This is a genomic window from Psychrobacter sp. UBA6766, assembly GCF_002453355.1.
Taxonomy (GTDB): Bacteria; Pseudomonadota; Gammaproteobacteria; order Pseudomonadales; family Moraxellaceae; genus Psychrobacter.
The window spans coordinates 13,478-35,652 of the sequence record NZ_DKGQ01000024.1; the positions used below are offsets into that span (position 1 = coordinate 13,478).

Below are 22,175 nucleotides of genomic sequence, written 5' to 3' on the forward strand. Positions count from 1 at the left end.
CTGTCGGGTTAAGTCAGTAATATTAATAAATGAGAGTGATGATCATGGAAGGTCATCATTAAAGGCAGTTATTAAAAAACCACGAGGCCTACTGACAATAGGCTACTCCATACAGTACAAGGAAGGACTGACCATGAGCAATCAAGATGATAAAACCACAAAAGTGGCCGTCAATGAAGAAAGTGACACAAATACAGTGACGGAAAAAAAAGTTATTCATAATGTTTTTATTGATACGTTAGAAAAACCGATTAATACGCCTCTTTCTAGACCTCCTGTTGATCCCAGTTTGTCCCAACAATCCGATAGTAATGTTCAAGGCAATGATCAAAATCTTGATCAGGATAAGTCGAGTCTTAATAGACGCCGCTTTATGAAAGGTTTTGGTACCATAGGCGTGACGGCTATAGGAGCCAGTAGCTTAGGCTTAGTAGGATGTGGCTCTGACGATGATGGCTTTAATCCGGAAATTGGTGAGACCGTTAGTTTTGATCATGGCGTTGCCAGTGGTGATCCTTTATCTGATCGAATTATCTTGTGGACACGAGTGACCCCGCAAAAAACGGGTTCGCAAAAATTCACCGTTAAGTGGTTTATATCGCGTAATCAGCAAATGACCGATGTGATTAAGCAAGGGGAAGTCATCACGAGCGCGGTAAAAGATTACACGGTTAAGGTCGACGTTGATAGCTTACAACCTAATACGGTTTATTATTATCAATTTGCAGTGGGCAAAAAGGTAAGTCGTGTTGGCAAAACAAAGACCTTACCCGTGGGTAAAGTCAATCAAGTCAAGATGGCTGTTTTTAGCTGTGCCAATTACCCAGCAGGATTTTTTCATGTTTATGCGGATGCTGCTAAGCGTCATGATTTAGATGTTTTAATCCATCTAGGCGATTATATTTATGAGTATGGCCGAACTACTACCGATGCTGAAGGCAATACTGTACCAGCCTATGCTTCGGCAAACGCGGCGGCCATAGATCGTGAAGTCCAGCCAGCTCAGGAAGCCTTTACTCTCAGCAGCTATCGCACCCGTTATGCTCAATATAAGACAGATCCAGATTTGCAAGATCTGCATGCTATTGCGCCAATGATTGCGGTATGGGACGATCATGAGCTGGCAAATGATACCTATCAAGATGGCGCTGACAATCATCAGCCTAGTAAAGAAGGCAGCTGGGATGCTCGTAAACTAGAAGCCGTGACCGCTTACCATGAGTGGATGCCGATACGCCCTAGTGAGTCACAAAGTAAGATCTATCGTAGCTTCGAGTTTGGTGATCTATTGAGTCTAAACATGTTGGACACTCGCGTCATTGGGCGTGATAAACAGCTTAATTATGTCGATTTTATTAAACCAGATAGTTTGTTGGGCTTTTCTATTGATACCGATGCTTTTAGAGCAGCTACTAACAATAGTAGTAGGGAGCTATTAGGACTTAGCCAAAGCAACTGGCTGGTTAGTCAAATGCAACAATCAACAGCTAAATGGCAAGTGCTAGGACAACAAATTCTGATGGGTCGTATGGACATTCCAGCGCCTGTGATTCTAAATCTTGCTGATCCTAGGCTTGGACTTGATATTAATGCTTATCTAACTTTAGTGAATACAGCTCAAACCAGGCCGCAAGATTTAACTGATGTAGACAAAGCTAATTTAGCACAGCCTGCAATCCCTTATAACATCGATGCTTGGGACGGTTATGGCTCAGCACGTCAAAGGGTATTGACGGCGGCTAGAAGCTACAATAAGAATTTAGTGGTACTAGCAGGAGATTCGCATAATGCATGGGCGAATAATCTAACTACGGATGACGGTATACCAGTTGGCGTTGAGTTTGCCACGAGCTCTGTGAGCTCACCAGGCTTTGAAGAGTACATTCCTAATCCACCAGAACAGGTAAAAGCAGTACTAACTCAACTAATAGAGGGTTTAAAATATATGAATCCTAGTGAGCGTGGCTATATGGCGATTACCGTTACTCCAGAGTCCTGTCAGTCGGAATGGATATTTGTCAGTGACATTCTTAGACAAACTTATAGCAGTAGAGTGGAGCAAACGTTAAAAGTGGTGGCGGGTGAAAATAAACTAAGTGTCTAGGTACTCTTTTAATTCCTGTTAATGATTTAACAATTCACGATAAAGCGCTCATCTCCAAAAGAGATGAGCGCTTTTTATATCATTACTTAAAAGTTCGAATTCAGACAATACAAACCCTAAAAACTCATCACAATTTGCGGTAGAATAGCCGCCTGTTTTTGCTAAGTTTATCGATCCTTCATGCGTCTAAAATCTCTCAAGCTGGCAGGCTTTAAATCCTTTGCCAATCCCACAACTTTTACCTTTCGACATGGCATTACCGCCATTGTCGGCCCAAACGGCTGCGGCAAATCCAACGTCATTGATGCCATTCGTTGGGTGCTGGGAGAGACCTCGGCTAAGCAGCTGCGTGGTGGGGCGATGAGTGATGTTATCTTTGCAGGTACGCAAGATAAAGCCGCCAAAAGCGTTGCCAGTGTCGAGCTGACCTTTGAGCATACGCAAGACGAGCAGACGGGAATTCGCCATGAATTTAATCTCTATCAAGAGTTGGCAGTCCGCCGTCAAGTAAATTTGGATGGCCGCTCAGATTACTTTATCAATGGCACGCGTTGTCGTCGCCGTGATGTGGTCGATGTGTTTTTGGGAACAGGGCTGGGCGCGCGCAGTTATGCCGTGATCGAACAAGGCATGATTGGGCGAATTGTTGACTCTAGCCCGTTGCAGCTGCGAGAATTTATCGAAGAAGCCGCTGGCGTTTCTCGTTATCAAGCGCGCCGTGAAGAGACGCAAAAGAAGCTTGAGAGGACTCAAGATAATTTAGCCCGTCTGCACGATATGCAAAGCGAGCTGATTAGCCAACAAAAGCGGCTGGCCAAGCAAGCTGCCAGTGCTGAGCGTTATGAAGAGCTGGCGCTAGCGCTTGCTGATATCAAGCAGCAACTTGCCATTCAGCAGTTATATCAAGCCAAGTACTATCAGCAGCAGCAAAAAATTGCCCATGAGCGCAGTGTCAATGAAGTCGCCACACTGCAAGCCAGTTATGAAACCCTAAAAGCCAAACAAGATAAGCTTGCCGCTCATATCAATCAAGAGCAGTGGCTCAAAGATGATGCGCAAAGCTCGCATTATCAGCAACAATTAAGCTATCAACAAGCAGAACATCAGTTAGGTGATGCTAAATCACAATTAAGCACCATCGCGCAGCAACTTGCCAATTTAGAGCAGCAGCGCGGACAAGCAGTCGATGAAATTGAGCGTTTAAAATCTGAGCAAGCCGAGCAGCAAAATGTACTAGATATATTGCGGCCACAGCTTAGCGAGCTTAACAATAAACGTGAGTCGCATAAACGCAATGAGCAACCGATGCAGCGCGCCTACCATGACGCGCAAAACCAGCTATCGCGCCTGCAAGATAAAGCGCGCATCCTTGAGCAGCAGCAAGTCATTAATAGCCAAGCGCAAAAACGCCAGCAGCAAAATCATGAGAAATGGCAGCGCCGTCAGCAGAACTGGCAGAGTTTATGGCAGCAATTACAACAGTCACTATCACCTATTAATGCTGTTGATGGACATGAGAAAAGTGGTGCGAACGGTTTACAGCAGACGTTAGATGCGCAGGTGACTGAGCTAAATAAACAGTTGCAGCAGATTGAGCGCCAACAAGATAGCGTTGATGAGCGATTATCAGAGTTGCAACCGCAAGCGCATGAGTTACAGCAACGTTTGCATACGCAGCAGCGCGCGCTAAGCGAGGATGAAAAACGTCATGCGGTATTGGCAAGTGAACACGATACCTTGCATCAGATATTGCATCCAAAACCCTTGCCAAAGCCTCAACAGCAGGCAGGTGTAAAAGCTGATGACGTTAAGGCCTGGGGTGGAAACAACTCAGTCATTAGTCATGACGACTTAACCATCACAACCTTGCGCGAGCAGATTGAGCTAAGTGCAAAAGGTCAGGAGCACGCAGAGCTACTTGATAGCGTATTGGCGTTATGGCTGGATAGCCATGTACTGGTTTCTAATCAATTTTCTAATCAATCGGACAACGGAAAGAGTAATGATAACTTCCAGAAGTCAGACAGCTTATGGCAGGCGCTTGAACATGATTTATCGACTTTGTTTACTTACCAAGGCGCACAAAATGAGATTAATAGTCCTAGTAGCAAAGGAAAATCAGCAGAAATAGGTCATAGTTTATGGCTATCTGCTAAGCAAAATGTTAAAAATTCAAAACCATTTATTGGTAATTTGCCAGGTCACTTAACGGATGAAGTACTGTCTTTATCAGAGCTGATTACTGCACCGAATTTAACGCTTTGGCAACAGTGTTATTTATATACTGCTCAATCTGAAATGACGAATAAGCAAACGCTTGAAACGCTTAGCGAGATTTTAAAAGTATTGCCGTCGTCAGCCGCTTTACTTACGACTGATGGCTGGCTTATCAGTCGTCGAGGTACGATTAATCTAAGCAAATTTGCTGGTACACAAAAAGGTCAAAATGATGGTAATAGTCAATTTTTAAGCCAGCGTTTACAGCAGCGTAACCGTTTGCAAGAATTAGAAGCGTTGCTTGATGAGTTGGAAAGTAAAATACAGAATCAGCAAAAGACTATTGCTGAGCACCAGCGCAACTATGATGCGCTCAATATTAGCTTAGAAGAAACGCGCGCTCAAGCTCAGCAATTGACCCGTAATAAACATCAATATCAGCAAAAACTCATTACTGAGCGCGCCAACGCTGAACGCCTGCAAGCGGACAGTCAGCGTTTAAATGATGACAAAACCGCTCTTGAACAAGAGCAGGAAGAGCTTGAACAAGAACAAAATGCGCTCAATCTAGAGAAGCAAAATATCGCAAGCGAAATAGCAGTTCTAACACCGCAAATAGCCGATGCGCGTGCGTTAAGTCAGCAATTGCAGTCCGAGCGTAGTGAGCTAAATCGTGCGCGGCAGGCAGATGATGATGCTTGGCAAGCATTGCAGCTTCGTATCCAACAAAGCGAGATACGATTAGAGCATAGCGTGAGCAGTCTTGGGCGCGCAACCGAGCAGCATAAACAGTCGCTGAAAAGCGAGCAAAATCTAAATGCAAATCATGAACAGCAACAAAATAAATTACCCGCCCTGCAAGAAGCGTTACAAATTGCGCAGACAGCGTGCGATGAGCAGCAAGCGTTATTGACGACGCGCGAAACAGCATTGAATGACCTAAAGCAAAATTATGCTGAGCAGCAGGTCGAGCTAGATAGCTTGCAAAATACCTTGCAAACGCAGCAAAATGAGCTTGCCAGTCTCACGACAGAATTGGCGCTCAGCGCCGCGCGGTTAGACGATGCCAGTCGCCAAACGCAAGAAGCGCTAGATGCTTACCATAAAGTCAGTCATAAGTATCAAAGGCAGTCTGACATATCTCAGCCGCCGCAGCAAACCATGAGCGTCTCAAATTTAATAGCAGATTTTATTGCTCATGACCGCCGCGTTCGACCGGATAAAATCGCTGAATTAGAGTCTGAGCATGCAAAGCTTGAGCAGCAATTAAGTAAAATAGGTGCGGTCAATCTTGCTGCGGTAGCAGAATTGACAGATGTTAATGAGCGCCTGGAGCCGCTGGCACAGCAAACAGCAGACATTGCAGCCAGTATGGAAACATTGAAGGAGGCAATTGCTTCAATCGATGAGACCACCAAGACGCTGTTTATGCAGACGCTCGATGCGGTCAATAATGAGCTTGCCAATTTATTTGCCAAAGTCTTTGGCGGCGGGCAAGCAAGCTTAACGTTGAATTTAGAGGACATGCCAGCCAATTCACCAAAGTCAGAACAATGGCGGGCAGGGCTGACCTTAATGGCACAGCCAAAGGGTAAGCGCAATAGCCGCCTTGCGGTACTGTCGGGTGGTGAGAAAACTTTGACCGCGCTTAGCTTAATTTTTGCGATATTTAAGCAGCATCCAGCGCCATTTTGTGTACTTGATGAAGTTGATGCGCCGCTTGATGATGCCAATGTCGCCCGTTTTACAGGCTTGATAAATGAGTTAGCAAATGACTTGCAGTTTATCTTTATCAGTCATAATAAGCTGACGATGCAGATTGCTGATGAATTAAAAGGCGTCACTATGCCAAGCGCAGGGATTTCTACCTTGGTCAGTGTGTCACTAGATGAAGCAGCAAGTTACCTTTCTGATTAAGAGCAGCGCTGAATAGCAAAATAATTAATCACTGGAAGCGATGGTCAGTGGTATAGTTAGGGCTGGAATATAAAGCCACACACGTAGTCGGTCAAGTATGTGGGGCTAATGATAATCGATGACTATATGGTGACGATATTCTTTAGCCATGCTAGACTATTGCCATTTCTTCGCACTTGTACCTTCCCTTTTGTCATATATTAGGATGTATTTCTCATGACCGCTATCCAGTTTATCTTGATCGCCATTGCCGCATTTATCGTGCTTGCAGGGCTGTTTATGGTCATTCGCAGCTTTAAACGACGAAAAACTGCTGAGGCTGCCGCGGTCAATTATGATAAAAACGGTATTCCCATTATTCCGCGTCATGAGCGCAATATCGTCGAGCAGCCAGACTTAGACGATACCGTCGCAGGCGAAACCAGTATCGCTCCTGATCGCAGTTATCTCAATGCCGTTGTTGAAGATGCGCCGTTGACGCAAGCACATAGCAATGTCGATACGCAGCTAACGGCTGAAAACAATGGTTTAAATAATAGTGCGAACGATAATTACAGCCATATCAGTGATGAAGACTATGCTCGCTGGCAAGAAGAGCAGCAGCGAGCGGATAATAGCGAGTTTTCAGAAGTCGCTGAGCAGATGCATATCGAGCAAGAGCCTGATGCGTTTTCAAGCCTCATGTCAGCGACTGACAGTCTGATGCCCGTGATTGATACCGTAGATGAGCCAAGCTTTGATAATAATAGCCCGATCCTCGATCAGCATTTATCAGAGCCAGTCGATGAAGCGCAAAACGGTCCATTAATCAATGCCCAAGATAATATCAATATTACCATTCTGCCGCACCAATACCGTGACCGTCCAGCTGCGGTGATTCGTGGCCGTGATTTATTGGCGTTAGTGGATAAATACGGTCTGCGCTATGGTGTGATGAATATGTTCCATCGCTATGAGCAAAAAGATGGCACTGGCATGCTTTGGTTTAGTATGATGGGCATCACCGATAATGGTATCGCGCCTTTTGATCCGCATAGTGTGGCGACCAATACTTATAATGGCGTGGTCGTGTTTTTATCATTACCGCATCCGCAAGCTTTGCGTAGCTTCGATAGCATGATGAGTATTGCCTATATGATGGCAAGCGATTTGGACGCCGTTATGCTCGATGAAGAAAACGAACCCATTACCCCAGAATATAAACAACAGCTGCGAAACCAAGTTCGTGATTATGAAGGTTAATAAAACCAATTATTAAAAATATTGATTAAGTACTAAAAAAGGCAAATAGCGATAACGTTATTTGCCTTTTTTGGTTTTTGGATTATTCGTTTTTCATTTGCCTGTTTTTATACGTCTGTTTTTCTATAAAATGTTATCCGACCCATCTGCAAACTTGTTATGATATCGGCATCTTGAATTGTAAAAAAGACGCTGACTATGACTGATTCTATCTTACCGCCGACTACTAAAGACCCTAATGCTGCCCACTCTGAAAAAAATGATGCTGCTATTATCACCCAAATGCGCACGCTTATAGAGACGTTAAAGACGCATAATTATGCCTATTATGTGCTCGACAATCCCGTCTTAGAAGACAGCGAATACGATCAGTTGCGTCGCTCTTTGTTGGAACTTGAAGAAGAATATCCAGACTTGATTCAGCCGGACAGTCCGATCAATCAGGTCGGCGATACGCCGCTGTCTGCTTTTACCCAAGTTACTCATGATATTCCGATGCTGTCGCTTGGTAACGTTTTTGAATACGATGATTTGCGCGATTTTATGCGCCGCGTCAATGATCGTCTCAATGACGCGCAGAAAAATCCTGAGTATGAAATTGAGCTAAAATTAGATGGCTTGGCGGTGTCATTAAAATACACTTACGGTAAATTTGTGCAAGCGGTGACGCGCGGTGATGGGCAAACGGGTGAAGATATTACCCAAAATGCCAAGACCATTCGAAACCTACCGCTTTGGCTTGCTGATGCTGCTGATATTCCGCTGTTAGAGGTACGTGGTGAGGTTCTGATGCCAAAAGCAGGCTTTGAGCGTTTAAACCGCTTAGCGGAAGAAAAAGGCGATAAAACCTTTGCCAATCCGCGCAACGCTGCCGCTGGAAGCTTACGCCAGCTAGACCCCGCTATTGCTGCCAGCCGTCCGCTTGCCTTTTATTGCTACTCCGTTAACCAAGGTTTACCTGAAACTATCGAAACCCAATCAGCTGCCTTGGCTTGGCTTGGCGATATTGGTTTTAGTGTCAGCGCTGTCAGAGTGGTGCAGAACCCTCGCGAGGCGCAAGAGTACTATGAATCCGTCATTGAAAAACGCGCAAAATTGCCGTTTGAAATCGATGGCACGGTCATTAAAGTCAATAGCTTAGCCCTGCAATCCCAACTTGGCTTTTTATCCCGTGAGCCGCGCTGGGCAACCGCTTATAAATTCCCTGCTGAAACCGTGATGACGCGTCTAAACGATATCGAATGGCAAGTCGGACGCACGGGTCAAATCACCCCAGTTGGCAAGCTCGAACCTGTGAAAGTCGGCGGCGTCACCGTCAGCAATGTCACCTTACATAACTTCGGTGAAATTCAGCGCTTAGACGTACGCGCAGGCGATATGGTCAGCGTGCACCGTGCAGGCGATGTTATCCCCAAAGTCACCCGCGTTTGGGTTGATCAACGCATCGCAGATTCAGAACCCGTCGAGCTGCCAACGACCTGTCCCGTCTGTGACTCGCCTGTGGTATTGCCCGAAGGCGAAGCGTTGGCACGTTGTACGGGCGGATTGTTTTGTCCGGCGCAGCAGACCGAAGCGCTTATTCATTTTGTCTCGCGCCGAGCGATGGACATCGATGGCTTGGGCGCCAGTTGGCTGATTAGCTTTTTTGAGCATGGTCTGGTCAAGACTGTCGCTGATATCTATCAGTTGCACAAGCATACGGATGAGCTGATTAATTTTGAAAAATTGGGCGAAAAATCAGTGCAAAACATCGTTAATGCTATCGAAGCCAGTAAGCAGACGACGCTGGCGCGATTTATCTATGCGCTTGGTATTCGCGGTGTCGGTGAGACCACCGCGCAGAATTTGGCACAGCAATTTGGCGACCTTGATAGCCTGATGGCAGCAGATATTGACAAGCTCCTACAAACGCCTGACGTCGGCGCGATTACCGCCGAGCTTATTTATGAGTTTTTCCGCGCTCCGCACAATATCGAAGTCATTATCGCCTTACGAGAAGCTGGCGTGCATTGGGATAAGGTTGAGCAAGTGGTGTCAGAGGGATTGCCGCTCGATGGGCAAACGTGGGTCATTACGGGCGCGCTTGATAGCATGGCGCGTGATGAAGCCAAAGCCAAACTGCAAGCGCTCGGTGCCAAAGTCTCAGGCAGTATCTCTGCAAAAACCACTGCACTATTGGCAGGTGATAAAGCTGGCTCGAAGCTCACCAAAGCGGAAAAATTGGGTGTAAAAGTGGTGAGTGAGGATGAGTTCTTGGCGTTGGTTAGGGAGTAGGGTATGAATATTGATGATTTAGAAGGTTTGGATGAAGATACTCGAAAAGAACTTGAAGAGTTGCAGAAAGTGACGCGTGAAGGTGGTGGTACTGCTTTTGCACAAGCCCAATTTGGAATTTATAACCACAGAATAGATAACAAGCAATATAATTTAGCGTTAGAAGCATTAAAGAAGATAAGAAAAACTGATGACAAAGAGTACTATGAGTTAGCTCGGATGAATATATCTGTTATTAAGTATAATCATGAAAATAGTTTGGAAGAAGCTTCTGAGATATTAGTAGAGTTATTAAGTGATAATTCTTGGGTATCTTCAATTGCAAGTAGATATGCCTTCAAATTTGCAAAGGATTATTTATCAAAGAAAGAATATGGAAAGTCTATAAAGTTATTTAGATTAGTTAGCCACACATATCCTTATGAATCATACTGTTATGATAAGATACATAGTTTCCTCCTAGAGCCTGAAACTGAAACTCTAGGTAAAGCTTTTATAGAGCTTTTAGATAAAATATTATCAGTAGTCGATATTTTGAGATTAGATTTTGGTCAGCTGTCAGATGCCGAAAAAGCTCCTGAAAGAAAGTTAGCTCACTACACAGGGACATACACAACAGAAAAACTATTAGCTATAGAGAAAGCAAAAGGGCGACCAAGTTTATTTCGTCTAAATACTATTAATAATGTAAATGACCCAAGTGAAGGTCAACTACTTTTAAATAATTTGAAAGGTGTAACAGAAACCTCATTTTATGCGCCAGATTTTGACGAAAAGCTGCATGCTTTTATTAGTTGTTTTACCTTTAATCACGATAGTCTTAACCAGTTCAGACTATACGGTAAACAAGATAATAAGGAAGCCTCTGGAATTAGTTTAGTATTTAATCAAAATTTCTTTCAAAAACATGATTCTACTGCAGGGTTGTCTTACGTAGCATTTGAATATAGTTTACAAAAAATCAGTGCAACTTCTATTCAAAGAAGTACTGACGAAAAATCTATAGAAAGAATTAAAAAGCAGCCAGTAATGAGATGTGTCTATCTTGATCCTACTTCTAACTACATTCATTTAGCCCAGCGTAATCGACTAACATTTTTTCGAGAGTTTAATGATGACACTGCACAAGCAGGAAGTGAGAAAATAAGTAAAGCTGAACACGAATGGAAGAGCTACAAAAGCTTTATTGATAAAAAAACTGATGATTTTAGCATCGCTTTTACAGCTCTCAAAACTCATTATAAAGCGATTGACGAAGAAATGATTAAAATTGAGGAGATAAACTCAAGATTGATAAATAATATAAAAATACTATTAAACGAAATTCTCCTACCTTTAAAATATCTCGTTAAACACTCAGCATTTCAAGAAGAACAAGAATGCCGAATGATTTATATCACTTCGCTTGACGATAAAAAAGTAAAAATGGAGTTTGGAAAGTTTCTATATGTTGAGTATGAAGCTGATGTAAGGGATAACCTAGACAAGATATATATTGCTCCTGCTGCTACTCAATACCAACCTTATTTATCTAAATTACTCTGCGAAAGTAAAGATAAGAAAAAGGTTAGAATTGATCTTTCAAATAACCCATATCGGCAAACTTAATGTCCTTTAGTTGCGTGTGTGATATAGGCTAAAACACACGCTACTAATTTCTACTCCGCCACCTCTCCATGCGCCTTAACCTCACCTTTCTTACTATCCGGCTGAATCACGATAGGCAATACTAATCCTTTCGCAAAGTCATCGGACAGCACATAATCATAGCTACTGGCAGCGACATCAGGCGTGGTATGAATGATAAGTTTCATCTCTTTGTCATCGGTTAGCTCGTGCGAAGTATAGGTTTCGCTAAGCTGATCGAGCACTTTTGAGAGTGCTTCATTGCTTGCCATACTCACGGTCAGATTGTGCTGCGCGGTGGCATTATCCACACCGAAATACTCGGCATAATCGCGCACATTTTGGCTATCGAGCGCAAACGGATACTCATAATTGGCAGGGTCAACAGCTTTTTCTCCGCTTGCGACCAGTGACCAGTCAATAGTATGCACGTCTGCCGCGTCAGGTGTTTGCGTAGCAGAGGTGTTAGCATCAGCATTGTTGGCGCTATTATCGCAGCTCGTTAGTGCCGCCAAGCCTATGCTAGCCATTATCATCATACTTATGAGGCGCTTAACCATCGAAGTATCCTTTTATTATTGATCGTCATGCAATTGTTATCAGCGCTATTTTGCCAGTTTTCTCTTTGCTTCTCTAGCATAATAAAATAAAGCGTTGGCGAGTACACTTTTAAATTTCAGCCATAAAAAAACAGCCACCGTTCGATGACTGTTTATATTGTTGCTAGATTGAACAATGATAGGTTTATCATTATTAATGCACGATTAAACCAAAATCATTATCTGCCTATCTGACAGTTTACTTGATATTCTTTACCGTTTGCCCATTTCATTGCAAGGATACCCTTGTCGTCTTTCATGTGCCATGCATACACCACTTCTGGATTTGACTCGTTAACGTAGCTTGCAGTGTCACCTTGGACACCGCCATTTAGAATGATTGGCTGGTCTGCCCAGTTTACTTTAGGTAAAGTCGCATTTAGCATGACTTGTTTTTTATTGATTGACTGTTTTGCCAAGATTTTGCTGTCATCGGTACAGGTATAAGGGGCTGGCGCCATACGGTCATAGGCGACATCAGTCACGCTTTCTGACGCGGGGGTTTTGTTTGGCGTAGTAGGTGCGGTGGTCGCACAGGCACTGAGTAGCGCTAAAGCAGGTAGGGCAACAGCAACCTTGGTTAGGGTATTCATGGCATTCTCCAAAAATTTAAAAATTAGCAGGTATTTTTTGACTATGCTTTTTCTAATCGTGCGCTTTTTAACGGCGCCTTATGCATATAGCGCCTATGTTAACGAAAAGACTTTCTAGAGAATGTTAGAAATTGTTTGTTACATGTTCGTTAAGTTACTTAAACACTGACTAATGTAACGTTGTCCTTAATAGCCTTTGTAAAATAACTATAGTGGATGAAAAATAATATCAATACATCAAGCACTGCTGATATCAATTTTTCTTGCTTGCTGTGCCTACGCAGACAGAGGCTACAAAAAATTGATATCAGCAATACCGCCGCGTTTTTAGGATATTTTGACTATAAGCTCAAACAGTTATTTAAAAAGACCAATATATTTAATGGGCAAAACATAAAAAAGCGCCTATCGACTGCTGAGCTGATAGGCGCTTTAATTTGGGCATGGTTAAGACATGCTGAATTTAACAGCTGCTTTTAGTGTTTAACTATTTAGTCTTGCGCGGTGGCAGACCTGTATGCTGAGTTTGGAAGTTGCCTTTACTAACTTTTTTGTGATTTTTGCTCAATGTGCTTTTATTCGAGGTGTTTTTTGCAGCGTTAGGACTATTATTACTGCGTTTCACCGAGTCATTACCCAAGCGGCTGTTCTTTTTACGCGCCGATTGATAGCTGTCTTGCGCCGCGTCGCGACCTTCTAAACTGGCGTTAAATGGCGGGATTAAGCAGCCACGACCTTTACCGATCAAATCCCCACGTCCCATATCTTGCAGCGCTTTACGCAGCATGACCCAGTTTTTTGGGTCGTGATAGCGTAAGAACGCTTTATGCAGTTTACGCTGCTTGCCAGACTTGACGATATCCATATCGCCCTCACTGCGGCTCACCTTATGCAGCGGGTCTTTATGCGTATGGTACATGGTGGTTGCGGTCGCCATCGGACTAGGATAAAACGCCTGAACTTGGTCAGCACGGTAGCCATAGTTTTTAAGCCACAAGGCCAAATTCATCATATCTTCATCTTTGGTGCCAGGATGAGCGGCGATAAAGTACGGAATCAGATATTGCTCTTTGCCTGCTTCCTGACTGTACTGCTCAAACATGGCTTTAAACTTATCGTAGCTACCCATGCTAGGCTTCATCATTTTTGACAGCACTGCTTCTTCTGAATGCTCAGGAGCGATTTTTAGATAACCGCCAACATGATGACTGACCAACTCTTTGACATATTCAGGATCTTTAACCGCCAAGTCATAACGCAAACCAGAGGCAATCAGGATTTTTTTCACGCCTTTAATATCACGCGCTTTACGGTATAGCTGGGTTAAATTGCTGTGGTCAGTAATCAAGTTATCGCAGACATCAGGATAGACGCAAGACGGTTTTCGGCAGTTTTTCTCAATCGTCTCATCTTTACAGTTAAGGCGATACATATTGGCCGTTGGACCACCAAGGTCGGAGATGACGCCAGTAAAGTTTGGTGCGGTATCACGAATGGCTTCGACTTCACGCAAGATAGAGTCTTCTGAGCGGTTTTGGATAATACGACCTTCGTGCTCGGTGATTGAGCAAAACGTACAACCGCCAAAACAGCCGCGCATGATATTGACCGAAAATTTAATCATATCATAAGCAGGAATGCGTGCATCACCATAGCTTGGATGCGGCAGACGAGCGTACGGCAAATCAAAAACGTAATCCATCTCTTCGGTTGAAAGTGGAATCGGTGGCGGATTAAGCCAAACGTCAATCGAAGTGTGTGAGTTTCCAGCGCCGCTGCTATGGCGCTGCACCAAAGCACGCGCATTTCCCGGATTGGTCTCAAGGTGTAAGATTCGGTTTGCATGCGCGTACAAAACTGGGTCAGCTTTGACATGCTCATAATCCGGCAGACGAATAACCGTTTGCTCACGCGGTGGCATTTTTAATTTATGCTTTCGCGCGGTTTGTGGTTTATCAAAGCCGCGCATTTGTACGATTTGTGTGTCTTCATCGACTTGGTCAGCATTTAAGACTTTATTGGTCACGGGTTCGGCGACAAAACCTTGATACTGTTTCGCATATTGGGCTGACACGCCAGTCATTGCTGGCGTAGCTTGTCCAACGGGCGAGGCGCTAGTCTTGTCTTGCTCGATTGAACACTGATCAACGTCTTCCGTCATCACATATGGATTAATAATGGGATCAACGCGGCCAACGGTATCGACGTCATTACTGGCAACCTCGGTCATGCCTGCTTGCCAATGGCGGCGGGTCGGGGTCAATAAATACGCCGTTCCGCGCAAACTGCTCATTTGCTCAAAGGTATACCCTTTTGATAACCCATGCACCACATCGACGATGGCGCGTTCAGCATTTCCATAGAGTAAGACATCAGCGCGGGCATCCATCAAGATACTGCGGCGGACTTTATCCGACCAATAATCATAATGGGCGATACGGCGTAAGCTACCCTCGATTCCGCCCAAAATAATGGGCACATCAGGATAGGCTTCGCGGCAACGCTGGCTGTAAACGATCGCCGCGCGGTCAGGACGTTTGTCAGCCACGTTACCGGGCGAGTACGCATCATCACTTCGGATTTTTCGGTCAGCGGTATAGCGATTAATCATACTGTCCATGTTACCGGCGGTCACACCATACGCATAAACCGGCTTACCAAGTTCCATAAAGGCGTCTTTGCTCTTCCAATCTGGTTGGGCAATGATTCCGACGCGAAAGCCTTGCGCTTCTAATAAACGGCCGATAATTGCCATGCCAAAGCTTGGGTGGTCGACATAAGCATCGCCTGAGATGATGATGACATCGCAGGCATCCCAGCCCAAATCGTCCATCTCTTTGCGGCTCATTGGCAAATAAGGCGCAGGCTCGTAGCAGCTCGCCCAATGTTTGTCGTAGTCGTAAAGTGGTTTGGTGCCTTGTTTAAAGGCGGTGCGAGCGATGGTATCAGCAGACATGAGCGGACCTGTTAATTAAAAAAGTGACACTAAAAAAGCCGTTATTCGTTAAAAACAGTAACGGCCCATTTAAAAGCGCTCATTTTAACATGAATAATGCTCACGATGTCATAAACGATGATAAAGGATGGATGATAAGTTATTGATAGCGCGGGTAATCTAGACAAAAAAGCTGCTAAAAATTAGCAGCTTTTTTGTTTTAAATCCATGTCTATAGAGAGGAATTACTACTCTAATAGTTGGAATGGAAAGGTGACCACATCAAACGCTAGGGCAAAAGGCAATAAGACTAATTTTTGGACAGTATTAGTACCGCTAGACGATACTTGGTTTTGCTGCGTCTGGGTATAAAAACTCACGATATAAGGTTTGGTTAAAGCGCGATAATTGGACTGAATCATACTTAAATTACTGACCTGCGGATAGATAGCGCCCTTGACAGGGACGCTAAAGCAAAAGCGCTGAGCATTGATATGCTGGTCGCTGGCTGAGGTACAGTCGCGGCCATTGTTTTGCAAAAAGAACTGATAATCTGAGCGTTTAAACTCGTCCTTTAATTTGGCATAAGACAGCTTCATTTCGCCTTGAAAGTAACCATCGTTATTGGGAACATAAAAGCTCATGTCATTATCGACTTGAATGTTTTTGGGTGTCAAGTTGGTCAATAAATTAACCATCTCTGTGCCACCTTGGGTGAGCACATAGCTATTCTTTTCCCCGACGATAACCATCGTTGCATTGGGCATTTTTGGCAGTGCCTGAGCAGGACGACCAAACGCCACAATTTGATCTTCAGACAGAACGCTCTTAGCCGTCGTTGTGCTGACACGATTGTTGTTTTCTAATAATGAGCTAGTAGCACAGCCTGAACTAGCAAGCAGAGCTGCAAGGGTTGCGCCTGTTAATAAGGTTTTTGGATTCAATGATTTCGAGAATATTTGAGAGCTTTTATTGGCGGCGTTATACTCGACTTTTTTAATCATAATAAGGCTTCCTTGTCTGTCATGGGGTGGGCTATTGCTGTGTTATTCATCAGCTGTCTGACAGCTAATCTTTAATGCCGAACTTCCGTTGATATCGTACATGGTTTAGCGTCAACTTATCTACATATCATTGATAATAAAATCTGCATGTCCTTTGTAGCTATGATTAATCCAACAAAATCTTAGTCCCGCTCTTAGTAAAATTCATCACAAACTGGCTTTTAAAGCTGCGAACGTTATTTTCGTAAGTCAATAAATTACGCGTAAATTGGTGATAGTCGCTCATATTTTTAGCATTGACCATGAGCATAAAATCCGCATCGCCCGACACTTCATAACAGCTCATCACTCGCGGCTGATCGTTCATCAAGCGCTCAAATCGATGCTGCATCGAGTTATTAGAGCGTGCCATTTCCACCATTACGACAGCAGTCAAGCTATAACCAACCTTGTTGGGATCGACAATAGCGACTTGTTTGGTAATCACGCCATTGTTTATCAACGCCTGAACGCGCCGCTGAGCGGTCGCCACGGAAACATGTGCACGCTCTGCCACGGTTTTTAGCGGTAACGAGGCGTCCTCTTGGAGCAAGTTTAAAATGGCTTTATCAGTATTATCCAAAGGCTGAGTCATAAAATTTAATCTCTAAAACAGTATGGAAAACATTATTACTAATATAAATAGGGAATCAATAAATATTATATATTTTAACGTGTTTATTGAGAAAAAAATTCGCCTAGAAATAAAATTAGAGATAATCTCTCACAACGCCTCTATAAAATACACCGTGTCGTTTAACAATCATACGACGCGTTATTTCTATTATTTTCTTCGGTCTCGTTTTCAATATTTGACACAATTTATGGTGCTTTTTTATGTCTACCTCGATGTTATCTACTGTATTTGCCAATAAGTTAGCAACGACTGCTTCTCGCCTGCTCGTACCGGCGATATGGATATCGGGTAGCGCGCAGCAGCGTACCTTAATCATGGGCGTGGCGCTGGCTATATTATCAAATCTGTTGTTTGGTGTACTGTACGCCTATAGCAGTTTTTTAGTGCCGTTATCTGGTACGCAAGTCTTTATCTTGCGTATGCTCGCGATGTGGGCGGCTTTAGTGGGTTATTTGCTGATTAGTGGACGCTTGGGTTTGCATATTGATAAATTAAAGGCGTTGCGCACGGTAAAGCAGTGGGCTTGGTTATTATTGCCAACACCCATATTTCTCAGTCAATTTTGGTTGTTTATGTGGGCGCCAGTGAATGGTCAAGGCGTTCAAACCGCGATGGGATATTTTCTCTTTCCACTGATGATGGTGGTGTTTGGCTGCATCCTATTTGGCGAAAAATTGAGCCGTCTACAATGGTTGGCTGTTGGCTTTGCCGCTGTCGGCGTCGGTAGTGAGATTGTCCGCACGCAGAGTGTTTCTTGGGCGACGCTTTGGGTTTGCGGAACGTATCCTATTTATTATATCTTGCGCCGTCTGCAAGGTATTGGCGCGATTACTGGCTTATTTGTCGATTTAACAATATTTGTGCCATTTGCGGTCGCCTATTTATTATTTATGGCGCCGAGCAGTTTAGGGCTGGTTGGTAGCTCTAGCTTTTTTATTATGATGTTGGCGGGACTTGGCGTGATAAGTGTGCTGGCAATGAAAACCAATGTTGATGCCAGTCAAATGCTCCCTGTCAACGTTTACGGTATGATGAGTTATTTAGAGCCAGCGTTATTATTTATCTTAGCAATCACCGTTTTGGGCAATCCGTTTGAATCAGCGATGATTTATAGCTACGGCTTGATTTGGCTCGGAATCGCTTGCCTCATTGCGCATGGTATCTGTCAATTACGCCGCGCGCATAAAGAGTCGCAGCTGAATAAAATAGCCGAAATGGCTTAAAAGTTACTGTAAAATTTGCTGCATCAAATTCACAAGCTCACCTTATTAATGCCGTAAAAAAGGACGATTCAACAATATGCTGAATCGTCCTTTTTAGGTCAGATTAAAATGTATTGCTTACAATATCTTTTAATCTAGATGCTGCTTAAAGCCGCGCTGCTTATCACGTTCCCAGTCACGGTCTTTTAGCGTTTTACGCTTATCGTGTTGCTTTTTACCGACGGCAAGCGCAATCTGGCATTTCACCAATGAATGTTTCCAGTAGCAAGACAACGGCACACAGGCATAGCCTTTTTGGTTGACCGCGCCCATCAGTTTTTCGATTTCGCGGCGATTGAGCAGTAGCTTTCGGGTACGGATGCTATCAGGGCTGACATGCGTTGAGCTTGAAAGCAGCGGCTGAATATGCGCCCCAAATAAAAACGCCTCATTATTACGGAAGATAATATACGCTTCGGTAATGGTCATTTTACCGGCACGAATGGCCTTCACTTCCCAACCTTGTAACGACAGACCTGCCTCAAAGGTTTCTTCAATAAAATACTCATGACGAGCTTTTTTATTGGCACAGATTTGATTGTCAGGTTTTTTTGATTTTTTCGACATAATTTCTCCAAAAGGACTTTAACCTATATTGTTTGTATAAATTATTGTCCCTGTCTAACTGTTCCTCATTCTAACCCTTTAATGTAGACTTTTTTTGCCTATTAAGAGCGATGAGTCGAACCGACTATTGTAGCAAAGCGTACGGCGAAAAGGTGAATTGGCTGTTAGGACAAATGTAGCAGATAAGTAGGAAGTTTGAGCAAAATTTGCTAGCATATGGGTCATTATCATCAACCATATTAGTCCTGTTATGAGCTCTTCTGCTACTTCTTCAAAATTGCGTACCAAGATTTTATACCCTGGCACCTTCGATCCCATTACCAACGGTCATGTAGACTTGGTTAAACGTGCCACGAAATTATTCGATGAGGTGGTTATCGCTGTTGCCTCTGGTCATCATAAAAAGCCACTGTTTAATTTCGAGGAGCGTGTTCATTTGGTCAAAACCGTATTTACTGATTTACCGCAAGTGTCGGTGATTGGCTTTGAAGGCTTGCTGGTCGATTTTATGCGCGAAAAAAACGCCACCGCTGTATTGCGTGGTTTGCGGGCCATGTCAGACTTCGAATATGAATTTCAGCTTGCCAATATGAATCGCGAGCTTGATGAAAACTTTGAGGCAGTATTTTTAACCCCATCGCAGAATTACTCGTTTATCTCATCAACGATGATTCGCGAAATTGCCAAACTTGGCGGTGACGTGACAAAATTTGTGCCACCTTGTGTATCAGAAGCTTTTATTCAAAAGCTTACTATTAAATAATGAGTTTGTTTTAAGTAGCTTATTTATTCACCTATGATTGACTGCTAGCAAATAAGGAGCAGTTTATGGCGTTATTAATTACCGATGAATGTATCAATTGTGATGTCTGTGAGCCTGCTTGTCCAAACGAAGCTATCTCAGAGGGCAATGATATCTATGTTATCGACCCTGATTTATGTACCGAATGTGTCGGTCACTTTAATGAGCCGCAGTGCGTGGTCATTTGCCCTGTTGACTGTATCCCGCATGACCCAAACCATGTCGAAACTGAAAGCGATTTATTGGCAAAATACAAACGCATTACAGGCAAATAAAAAATGATGATATCACAACCTTTAACGAGTAATCTCTCAACCCACGACTTTGACCAGCAGCACCTTTGGCATCCCTATGCCAGCTTACCGCCTACTTATCCAAATATCGTCATCGACCATGCTGAAGGTATTTATATCGTCACTGAAGATGGCACGCGCTTAATAGATGGTATGTCATCATGGTGGGCAAGCGTTCATGGCTATAATCACCCAAAACTCAATGCGGCGATGATTGCACAATTGGGCAAGATGGCGCATGTGATGTTTGGCGGCTTAACCCATCAGCCGGCGATAGATTTGGGTAAAAAGCTGCTTTCTATCGTTCCTGCTGGACTTGATGCGATATTTTATGCCGATAGCGGCAGTATTGCTGTGGAAGTGGCACTAAAAATGGCGCTGCAATATCAAATCGCAGCGGGTTTTCCACAAAAGAATCAGTTTGCTTCGACTCAGTCCGGATACTATGGTGATACTTGGCATGCGATGAGCGTTTGTGATCCTGATGCTGGAATGCACAGCTTATACGGCCAGCAATTGCCAACGCAGTATTTCGTCACTGCGCCGCCTTTAGGGTTTGAGCGTCAGATTTCCCAGAGCGTTCGTGAAGAGTTAACCGCATTTTTTGCTAAACACAGCCATCAGCTTGCTGGATTTATCATTGAGCCTGTTATTCAAGGTGCAGGCGGGATGCGCTTTTATAATCCCGAGTATTTGCAGTTGCTAAGGCAATTGTGTGACGAATACGATGTGCTGCTAATTGCTGATGAAATCGCCACGGGCTTTGGGCGTAGCGGCAAATTATTTGCTTGTGAACATGCGGGTATCAGCCCTGATATTATGACCGTTGGCAAGGCGCTGACGGGTGGCTATATGACTTTTGCCGCGACCCTTTGTTCCCGCAAGGTCGCCGAAACCATTAGTCAAAGCGAGTATTCTGCGCTGATGCATGGTCCGACTTTTATGGGAAATCCGCTGGCATGTGCGGTCGCCTGTGCGTCGATTGACTTAATTTTGTCTTACGACATTGAATCGCGCACCGCAAATATGCAAACCATCATGGAAGAGCAACTTGCGCCAGCGGCGAATTTAAATGGTGTCAATGAGGTTCGTTGTTTGGGTGCGGTCGCTGTCATTGAATTGGATGAAGCGGTTGATATGCCTATTTTCCAATCATTATTGATTGAGCATGGCATTTGGGTCAGGCCGTTCGGTAAACTGGTTTATATCATGCCGCCTTATGTGATTAGCGATGATGAGCTTGTGACCCTTTGCCAAGCGTTATTAAACGTGGTTTGCGCTTATTTCTCGAAAACGTCTTTGACAGAAAAATAGTAGGAAGCATAGTCATGAGCGTGTTATTTATCTCCGGCATTGATACCGACATTGGCAAAACTTATGCGACGGGTATAATCGCAAAAGCGCTTATGCAGCAAGGTGTCAACGTCATCACTCAAAAGCTGGTACAAACAGGCGTTAGTGTGAATTCAGATAGTGGCGAGATGAGTATTGCCGATGATATTATCGTCCATCGCCAATTAATGGGTATTCTGCTTCAACCATGTGACCTTGACAGCACCACTTGTCCATATCGTTATGAGAAGCCTGCGTCGCCGCATTTATCCGTTAAGCTCGCCAATGCGGTTTTAGATCCTGACGTCATCACCAAGTCTACGCAGCGCCTCCAAGAAAATTACGATGTGGTGCTATTAGAAGGGGCAGGCGGATTGCTCGTACCCATTACAGAGCAATTATTAACCTTAGATTATATTGCTCAAGAAGGTTATCCGATTATTTTAGTGACTTCCGGTCGGCTTGGTAGTATCAATCATACGTTGCTTAGCTTAGAGGCGATTAAAGCGCGTGGTTTAAAGATTCATAGTGTCATCTACAACCATATTCATGACAATGCTGCGCAGACGGACAACGAGATTGCCAATAGTACGATAGATTTTTTGCAACAGTATTTGGCTGAACATTATCCAGATACGCATTGGTTATCTTTACCTGTGCAAGATGCTAATAGCTGTAGCAATGCAGATTTTATGCTCCCTCAAAAATTTAGGGGCTGTCCTAGATAACTAG

General features: G+C 43.9%; 17 protein-coding genes. 11 read left to right on the forward strand and 6 right to left on the reverse strand.

The genetic code is table 11. The features are described 5' to 3' along the window. Positions 1 to 133: 133 nt before the first annotated feature. The 5 genes from B4K26_RS05340 to B4K26_RS05360 all read left to right on the forward strand — a co-directional run bounded on the left by B4K26_RS05340 (position 134) and on the right by B4K26_RS05360 (position 11,362). A complete protein-coding gene (locus tag B4K26_RS05340) occupies positions 134 to 2,104 on the forward strand; it encodes an alkaline phosphatase D family protein (RefSeq protein ID WP_296243999.1) in 1,971 nt (656 codons plus the stop codon). A gap of 180 nt (positions 2,105 to 2,284) precedes the next feature. After that, complete coding sequence (locus B4K26_RS05345; RefSeq protein WP_296244000.1) at positions 2,285 to 6,238, forward strand: AAA family ATPase; 3,954 nt, start codon at positions 2,285 to 2,287, stop codon at positions 6,236 to 6,238. Between the two features lie 216 nt (positions 6,239 to 6,454). After that, positions 6,455 to 7,480, forward strand: a complete 1,026-nt coding sequence (locus B4K26_RS05350; protein ID WP_296244002.1) for a cell division protein ZipA C-terminal FtsZ-binding domain-containing protein — start codon at positions 6,455 to 6,457, stop codon at positions 7,478 to 7,480. Positions 7,481 to 7,678: 198 nt separating this feature from the next. Further along, positions 7,679 to 9,754 (forward strand): NAD-dependent DNA ligase LigA, encoded by a 2,076-nt coding sequence (gene ligA, locus B4K26_RS05355; RefSeq protein ID WP_296244004.1) that lies wholly within the window; start codon positions 7,679 to 7,681, stop codon positions 9,752 to 9,754. Between the two features lie 3 nt (positions 9,755 to 9,757). Further along, complete coding sequence (locus tag B4K26_RS05360; protein ID WP_296244005.1) at positions 9,758 to 11,362, forward strand: hypothetical protein; 1,605 nt, start codon at positions 9,758 to 9,760, stop codon at positions 11,360 to 11,362. Positions 11,363 to 11,412: 50 nt separating this feature from the next. Here the strand turns inward: B4K26_RS05360 and B4K26_RS05365 are convergent, their stop codons facing one another. Both B4K26_RS05365 and B4K26_RS05370 read right to left on the reverse strand, forming a co-directional pair. Further along, positions 11,413 to 11,910, reverse strand: a complete 498-nt coding sequence (locus B4K26_RS05365) for a hypothetical protein (RefSeq protein WP_296244006.1) — start codon at positions 11,908 to 11,910, stop codon at positions 11,413 to 11,415. A 248-nt stretch (positions 11,911 to 12,158) separates the two neighbouring features. Continuing rightward, positions 12,159 to 12,572, reverse strand: a complete 414-nt coding sequence (locus tag B4K26_RS05370; RefSeq protein WP_296244008.1) for a hypothetical protein — start codon at positions 12,570 to 12,572, stop codon at positions 12,159 to 12,161. Between the two features lie 216 nt (positions 12,573 to 12,788). Between B4K26_RS05370 and B4K26_RS05375 the strand changes: the two genes are divergently transcribed. Continuing rightward, positions 12,789 to 13,052: a hypothetical protein gene (locus B4K26_RS05375; protein WP_296244010.1), complete on the forward strand. Its 264-nt coding sequence runs from the start codon at positions 12,789 to 12,791 to the stop codon at positions 13,050 to 13,052. A 7-nt stretch (positions 13,053 to 13,059) separates the two neighbouring features. Here the strand turns inward: B4K26_RS05375 and B4K26_RS05380 are convergent, their stop codons facing one another. From B4K26_RS05380 to B4K26_RS05390, 3 genes are all read right to left on the reverse strand, one after another. After that, a complete protein-coding gene (locus tag B4K26_RS05380) occupies positions 13,060 to 15,528 on the reverse strand; it encodes a YgiQ family radical SAM protein (protein ID WP_296244011.1) in 2,469 nt (822 codons plus the stop codon). A gap of 227 nt (positions 15,529 to 15,755) precedes the next feature. Next, positions 15,756 to 16,511 carry a hypothetical protein gene (locus B4K26_RS05385; RefSeq protein WP_296244013.1) on the reverse strand — a complete coding sequence of 252 codons (756 nt, stop codon included), beginning with the start codon at positions 16,509 to 16,511 and terminating at the stop codon, positions 15,756 to 15,758. Positions 16,512 to 16,677: 166 nt separating this feature from the next. Further along, positions 16,678 to 17,145, reverse strand: a complete 468-nt coding sequence (locus B4K26_RS05390; protein WP_296244014.1) for an Lrp/AsnC family transcriptional regulator — start codon at positions 17,143 to 17,145, stop codon at positions 16,678 to 16,680. 242 nt (positions 17,146 to 17,387) lie between these two features. Here B4K26_RS05390 and rarD point away from each other — a divergent pair, with 242 nt between their 5' ends. Continuing rightward, on the forward strand, positions 17,388 to 18,410 hold the full coding sequence (gene rarD, locus B4K26_RS05395; RefSeq protein ID WP_296244015.1) for an EamA family transporter RarD: 1,023 nt from the start codon (positions 17,388 to 17,390) through the stop codon (positions 18,408 to 18,410). Between the two features lie 129 nt (positions 18,411 to 18,539). Here the strand turns inward: rarD and smpB are convergent, their stop codons facing one another. Continuing rightward, on the reverse strand, positions 18,540 to 19,016 hold the full coding sequence (gene smpB, locus B4K26_RS05400) for an SsrA-binding protein SmpB (protein ID WP_192522574.1): 477 nt from the start codon (positions 19,014 to 19,016) through the stop codon (positions 18,540 to 18,542). 250 nt (positions 19,017 to 19,266) lie between these two features. Here smpB and coaD point away from each other — a divergent pair, with 250 nt between their 5' ends. The 4 genes from coaD (at position 19,267) to bioD (ending at position 22,171) form a co-directional block, all read left to right on the forward strand. Beyond that, positions 19,267 to 19,779, forward strand: coding sequence for a pantetheine-phosphate adenylyltransferase (gene coaD, locus B4K26_RS05405; RefSeq protein WP_296244016.1), 513 nt, complete (start codon positions 19,267 to 19,269; stop codon positions 19,777 to 19,779). A 65-nt stretch (positions 19,780 to 19,844) separates the two neighbouring features. Further along, positions 19,845 to 20,093 (forward strand): YfhL family 4Fe-4S dicluster ferredoxin, encoded by a 249-nt coding sequence (locus B4K26_RS05410; protein ID WP_296244018.1) that lies wholly within the window; start codon positions 19,845 to 19,847, stop codon positions 20,091 to 20,093. A 3-nt stretch (positions 20,094 to 20,096) separates the two neighbouring features. Further along, positions 20,097 to 21,425, forward strand: a complete 1,329-nt coding sequence (gene bioA, locus B4K26_RS05415; RefSeq protein ID WP_409521398.1) for an adenosylmethionine--8-amino-7-oxononanoate transaminase — start codon at positions 20,097 to 20,099, stop codon at positions 21,423 to 21,425. A 14-nt stretch (positions 21,426 to 21,439) separates the two neighbouring features. Continuing rightward, entirely contained in the window at positions 21,440 to 22,171 is a 732-nt protein-coding gene (gene bioD, locus B4K26_RS05420; protein WP_296244019.1) for a dethiobiotin synthase, read from the forward strand. The last annotated feature ends 4 nt before the right edge of the window (positions 22,172 to 22,175 follow it).

Bases quoted from the DNA above. Each gene is read 5' to 3' on its own strand.
- B4K26_RS05340 (WP_296243999.1), top strand. From the start codon at position 134: ATGAGCAATCAAGATGATAAAACCACAAAAGTGGCCGTCAATGAAGAA.
- B4K26_RS05345 (WP_296244000.1), top strand. From the start codon at position 2,285: ATGCGTCTAAAATCTCTCAAGCTGGCAGGCTTTAAATCCTTTGCCAAT.
- B4K26_RS05350 (WP_296244002.1), top strand. From the start codon at position 6,455: ATGACCGCTATCCAGTTTATCTTGATCGCCATTGCCGCATTTATCGTG.
- ligA (WP_296244004.1), top strand. From the start codon at position 7,679: ATGACTGATTCTATCTTACCGCCGACTACTAAAGACCCTAATGCTGCC.
- B4K26_RS05360 (WP_296244005.1), top strand. From the start codon at position 9,758: ATGAATATTGATGATTTAGAAGGTTTGGATGAAGATACTCGAAAAGAA.
- B4K26_RS05365 (WP_296244006.1), bottom strand. From the start codon at position 11,910: ATGGCTAGCATAGGCTTGGCGGCACTAACGAGCTGCGATAATAGCGCC.
- B4K26_RS05370 (WP_296244008.1), bottom strand. From the start codon at position 12,572: ATGAATACCCTAACCAAGGTTGCTGTTGCCCTACCTGCTTTAGCGCTA.
- B4K26_RS05375 (WP_296244010.1), top strand. From the start codon at position 12,789: ATGAAAAATAATATCAATACATCAAGCACTGCTGATATCAATTTTTCT.
- B4K26_RS05380 (WP_296244011.1), bottom strand. From the start codon at position 15,528: ATGTCTGCTGATACCATCGCTCGCACCGCCTTTAAACAAGGCACCAAA.
- B4K26_RS05385 (WP_296244013.1), bottom strand. From the start codon at position 16,511: ATGATTAAAAAAGTCGAGTATAACGCCGCCAATAAAAGCTCTCAAATA.
- B4K26_RS05390 (WP_296244014.1), bottom strand. From the start codon at position 17,145: ATGACTCAGCCTTTGGATAATACTGATAAAGCCATTTTAAACTTGCTC.
- rarD (WP_296244015.1), top strand. From the start codon at position 17,388: ATGTCTACCTCGATGTTATCTACTGTATTTGCCAATAAGTTAGCAACG.
- smpB (WP_192522574.1), bottom strand. From the start codon at position 19,016: ATGTCGAAAAAATCAAAAAAACCTGACAATCAAATCTGTGCCAATAAA.
- coaD (WP_296244016.1), top strand. From the start codon at position 19,267: ATGAGCTCTTCTGCTACTTCTTCAAAATTGCGTACCAAGATTTTATAC.
- B4K26_RS05410 (WP_296244018.1), top strand. From the start codon at position 19,845: ATGGCGTTATTAATTACCGATGAATGTATCAATTGTGATGTCTGTGAG.
- bioA (WP_409521398.1), top strand. From the start codon at position 20,097: ATGATGATATCACAACCTTTAACGAGTAATCTCTCAACCCACGACTTT.
- bioD (WP_296244019.1), top strand. From the start codon at position 21,440: ATGAGCGTGTTATTTATCTCCGGCATTGATACCGACATTGGCAAAACT.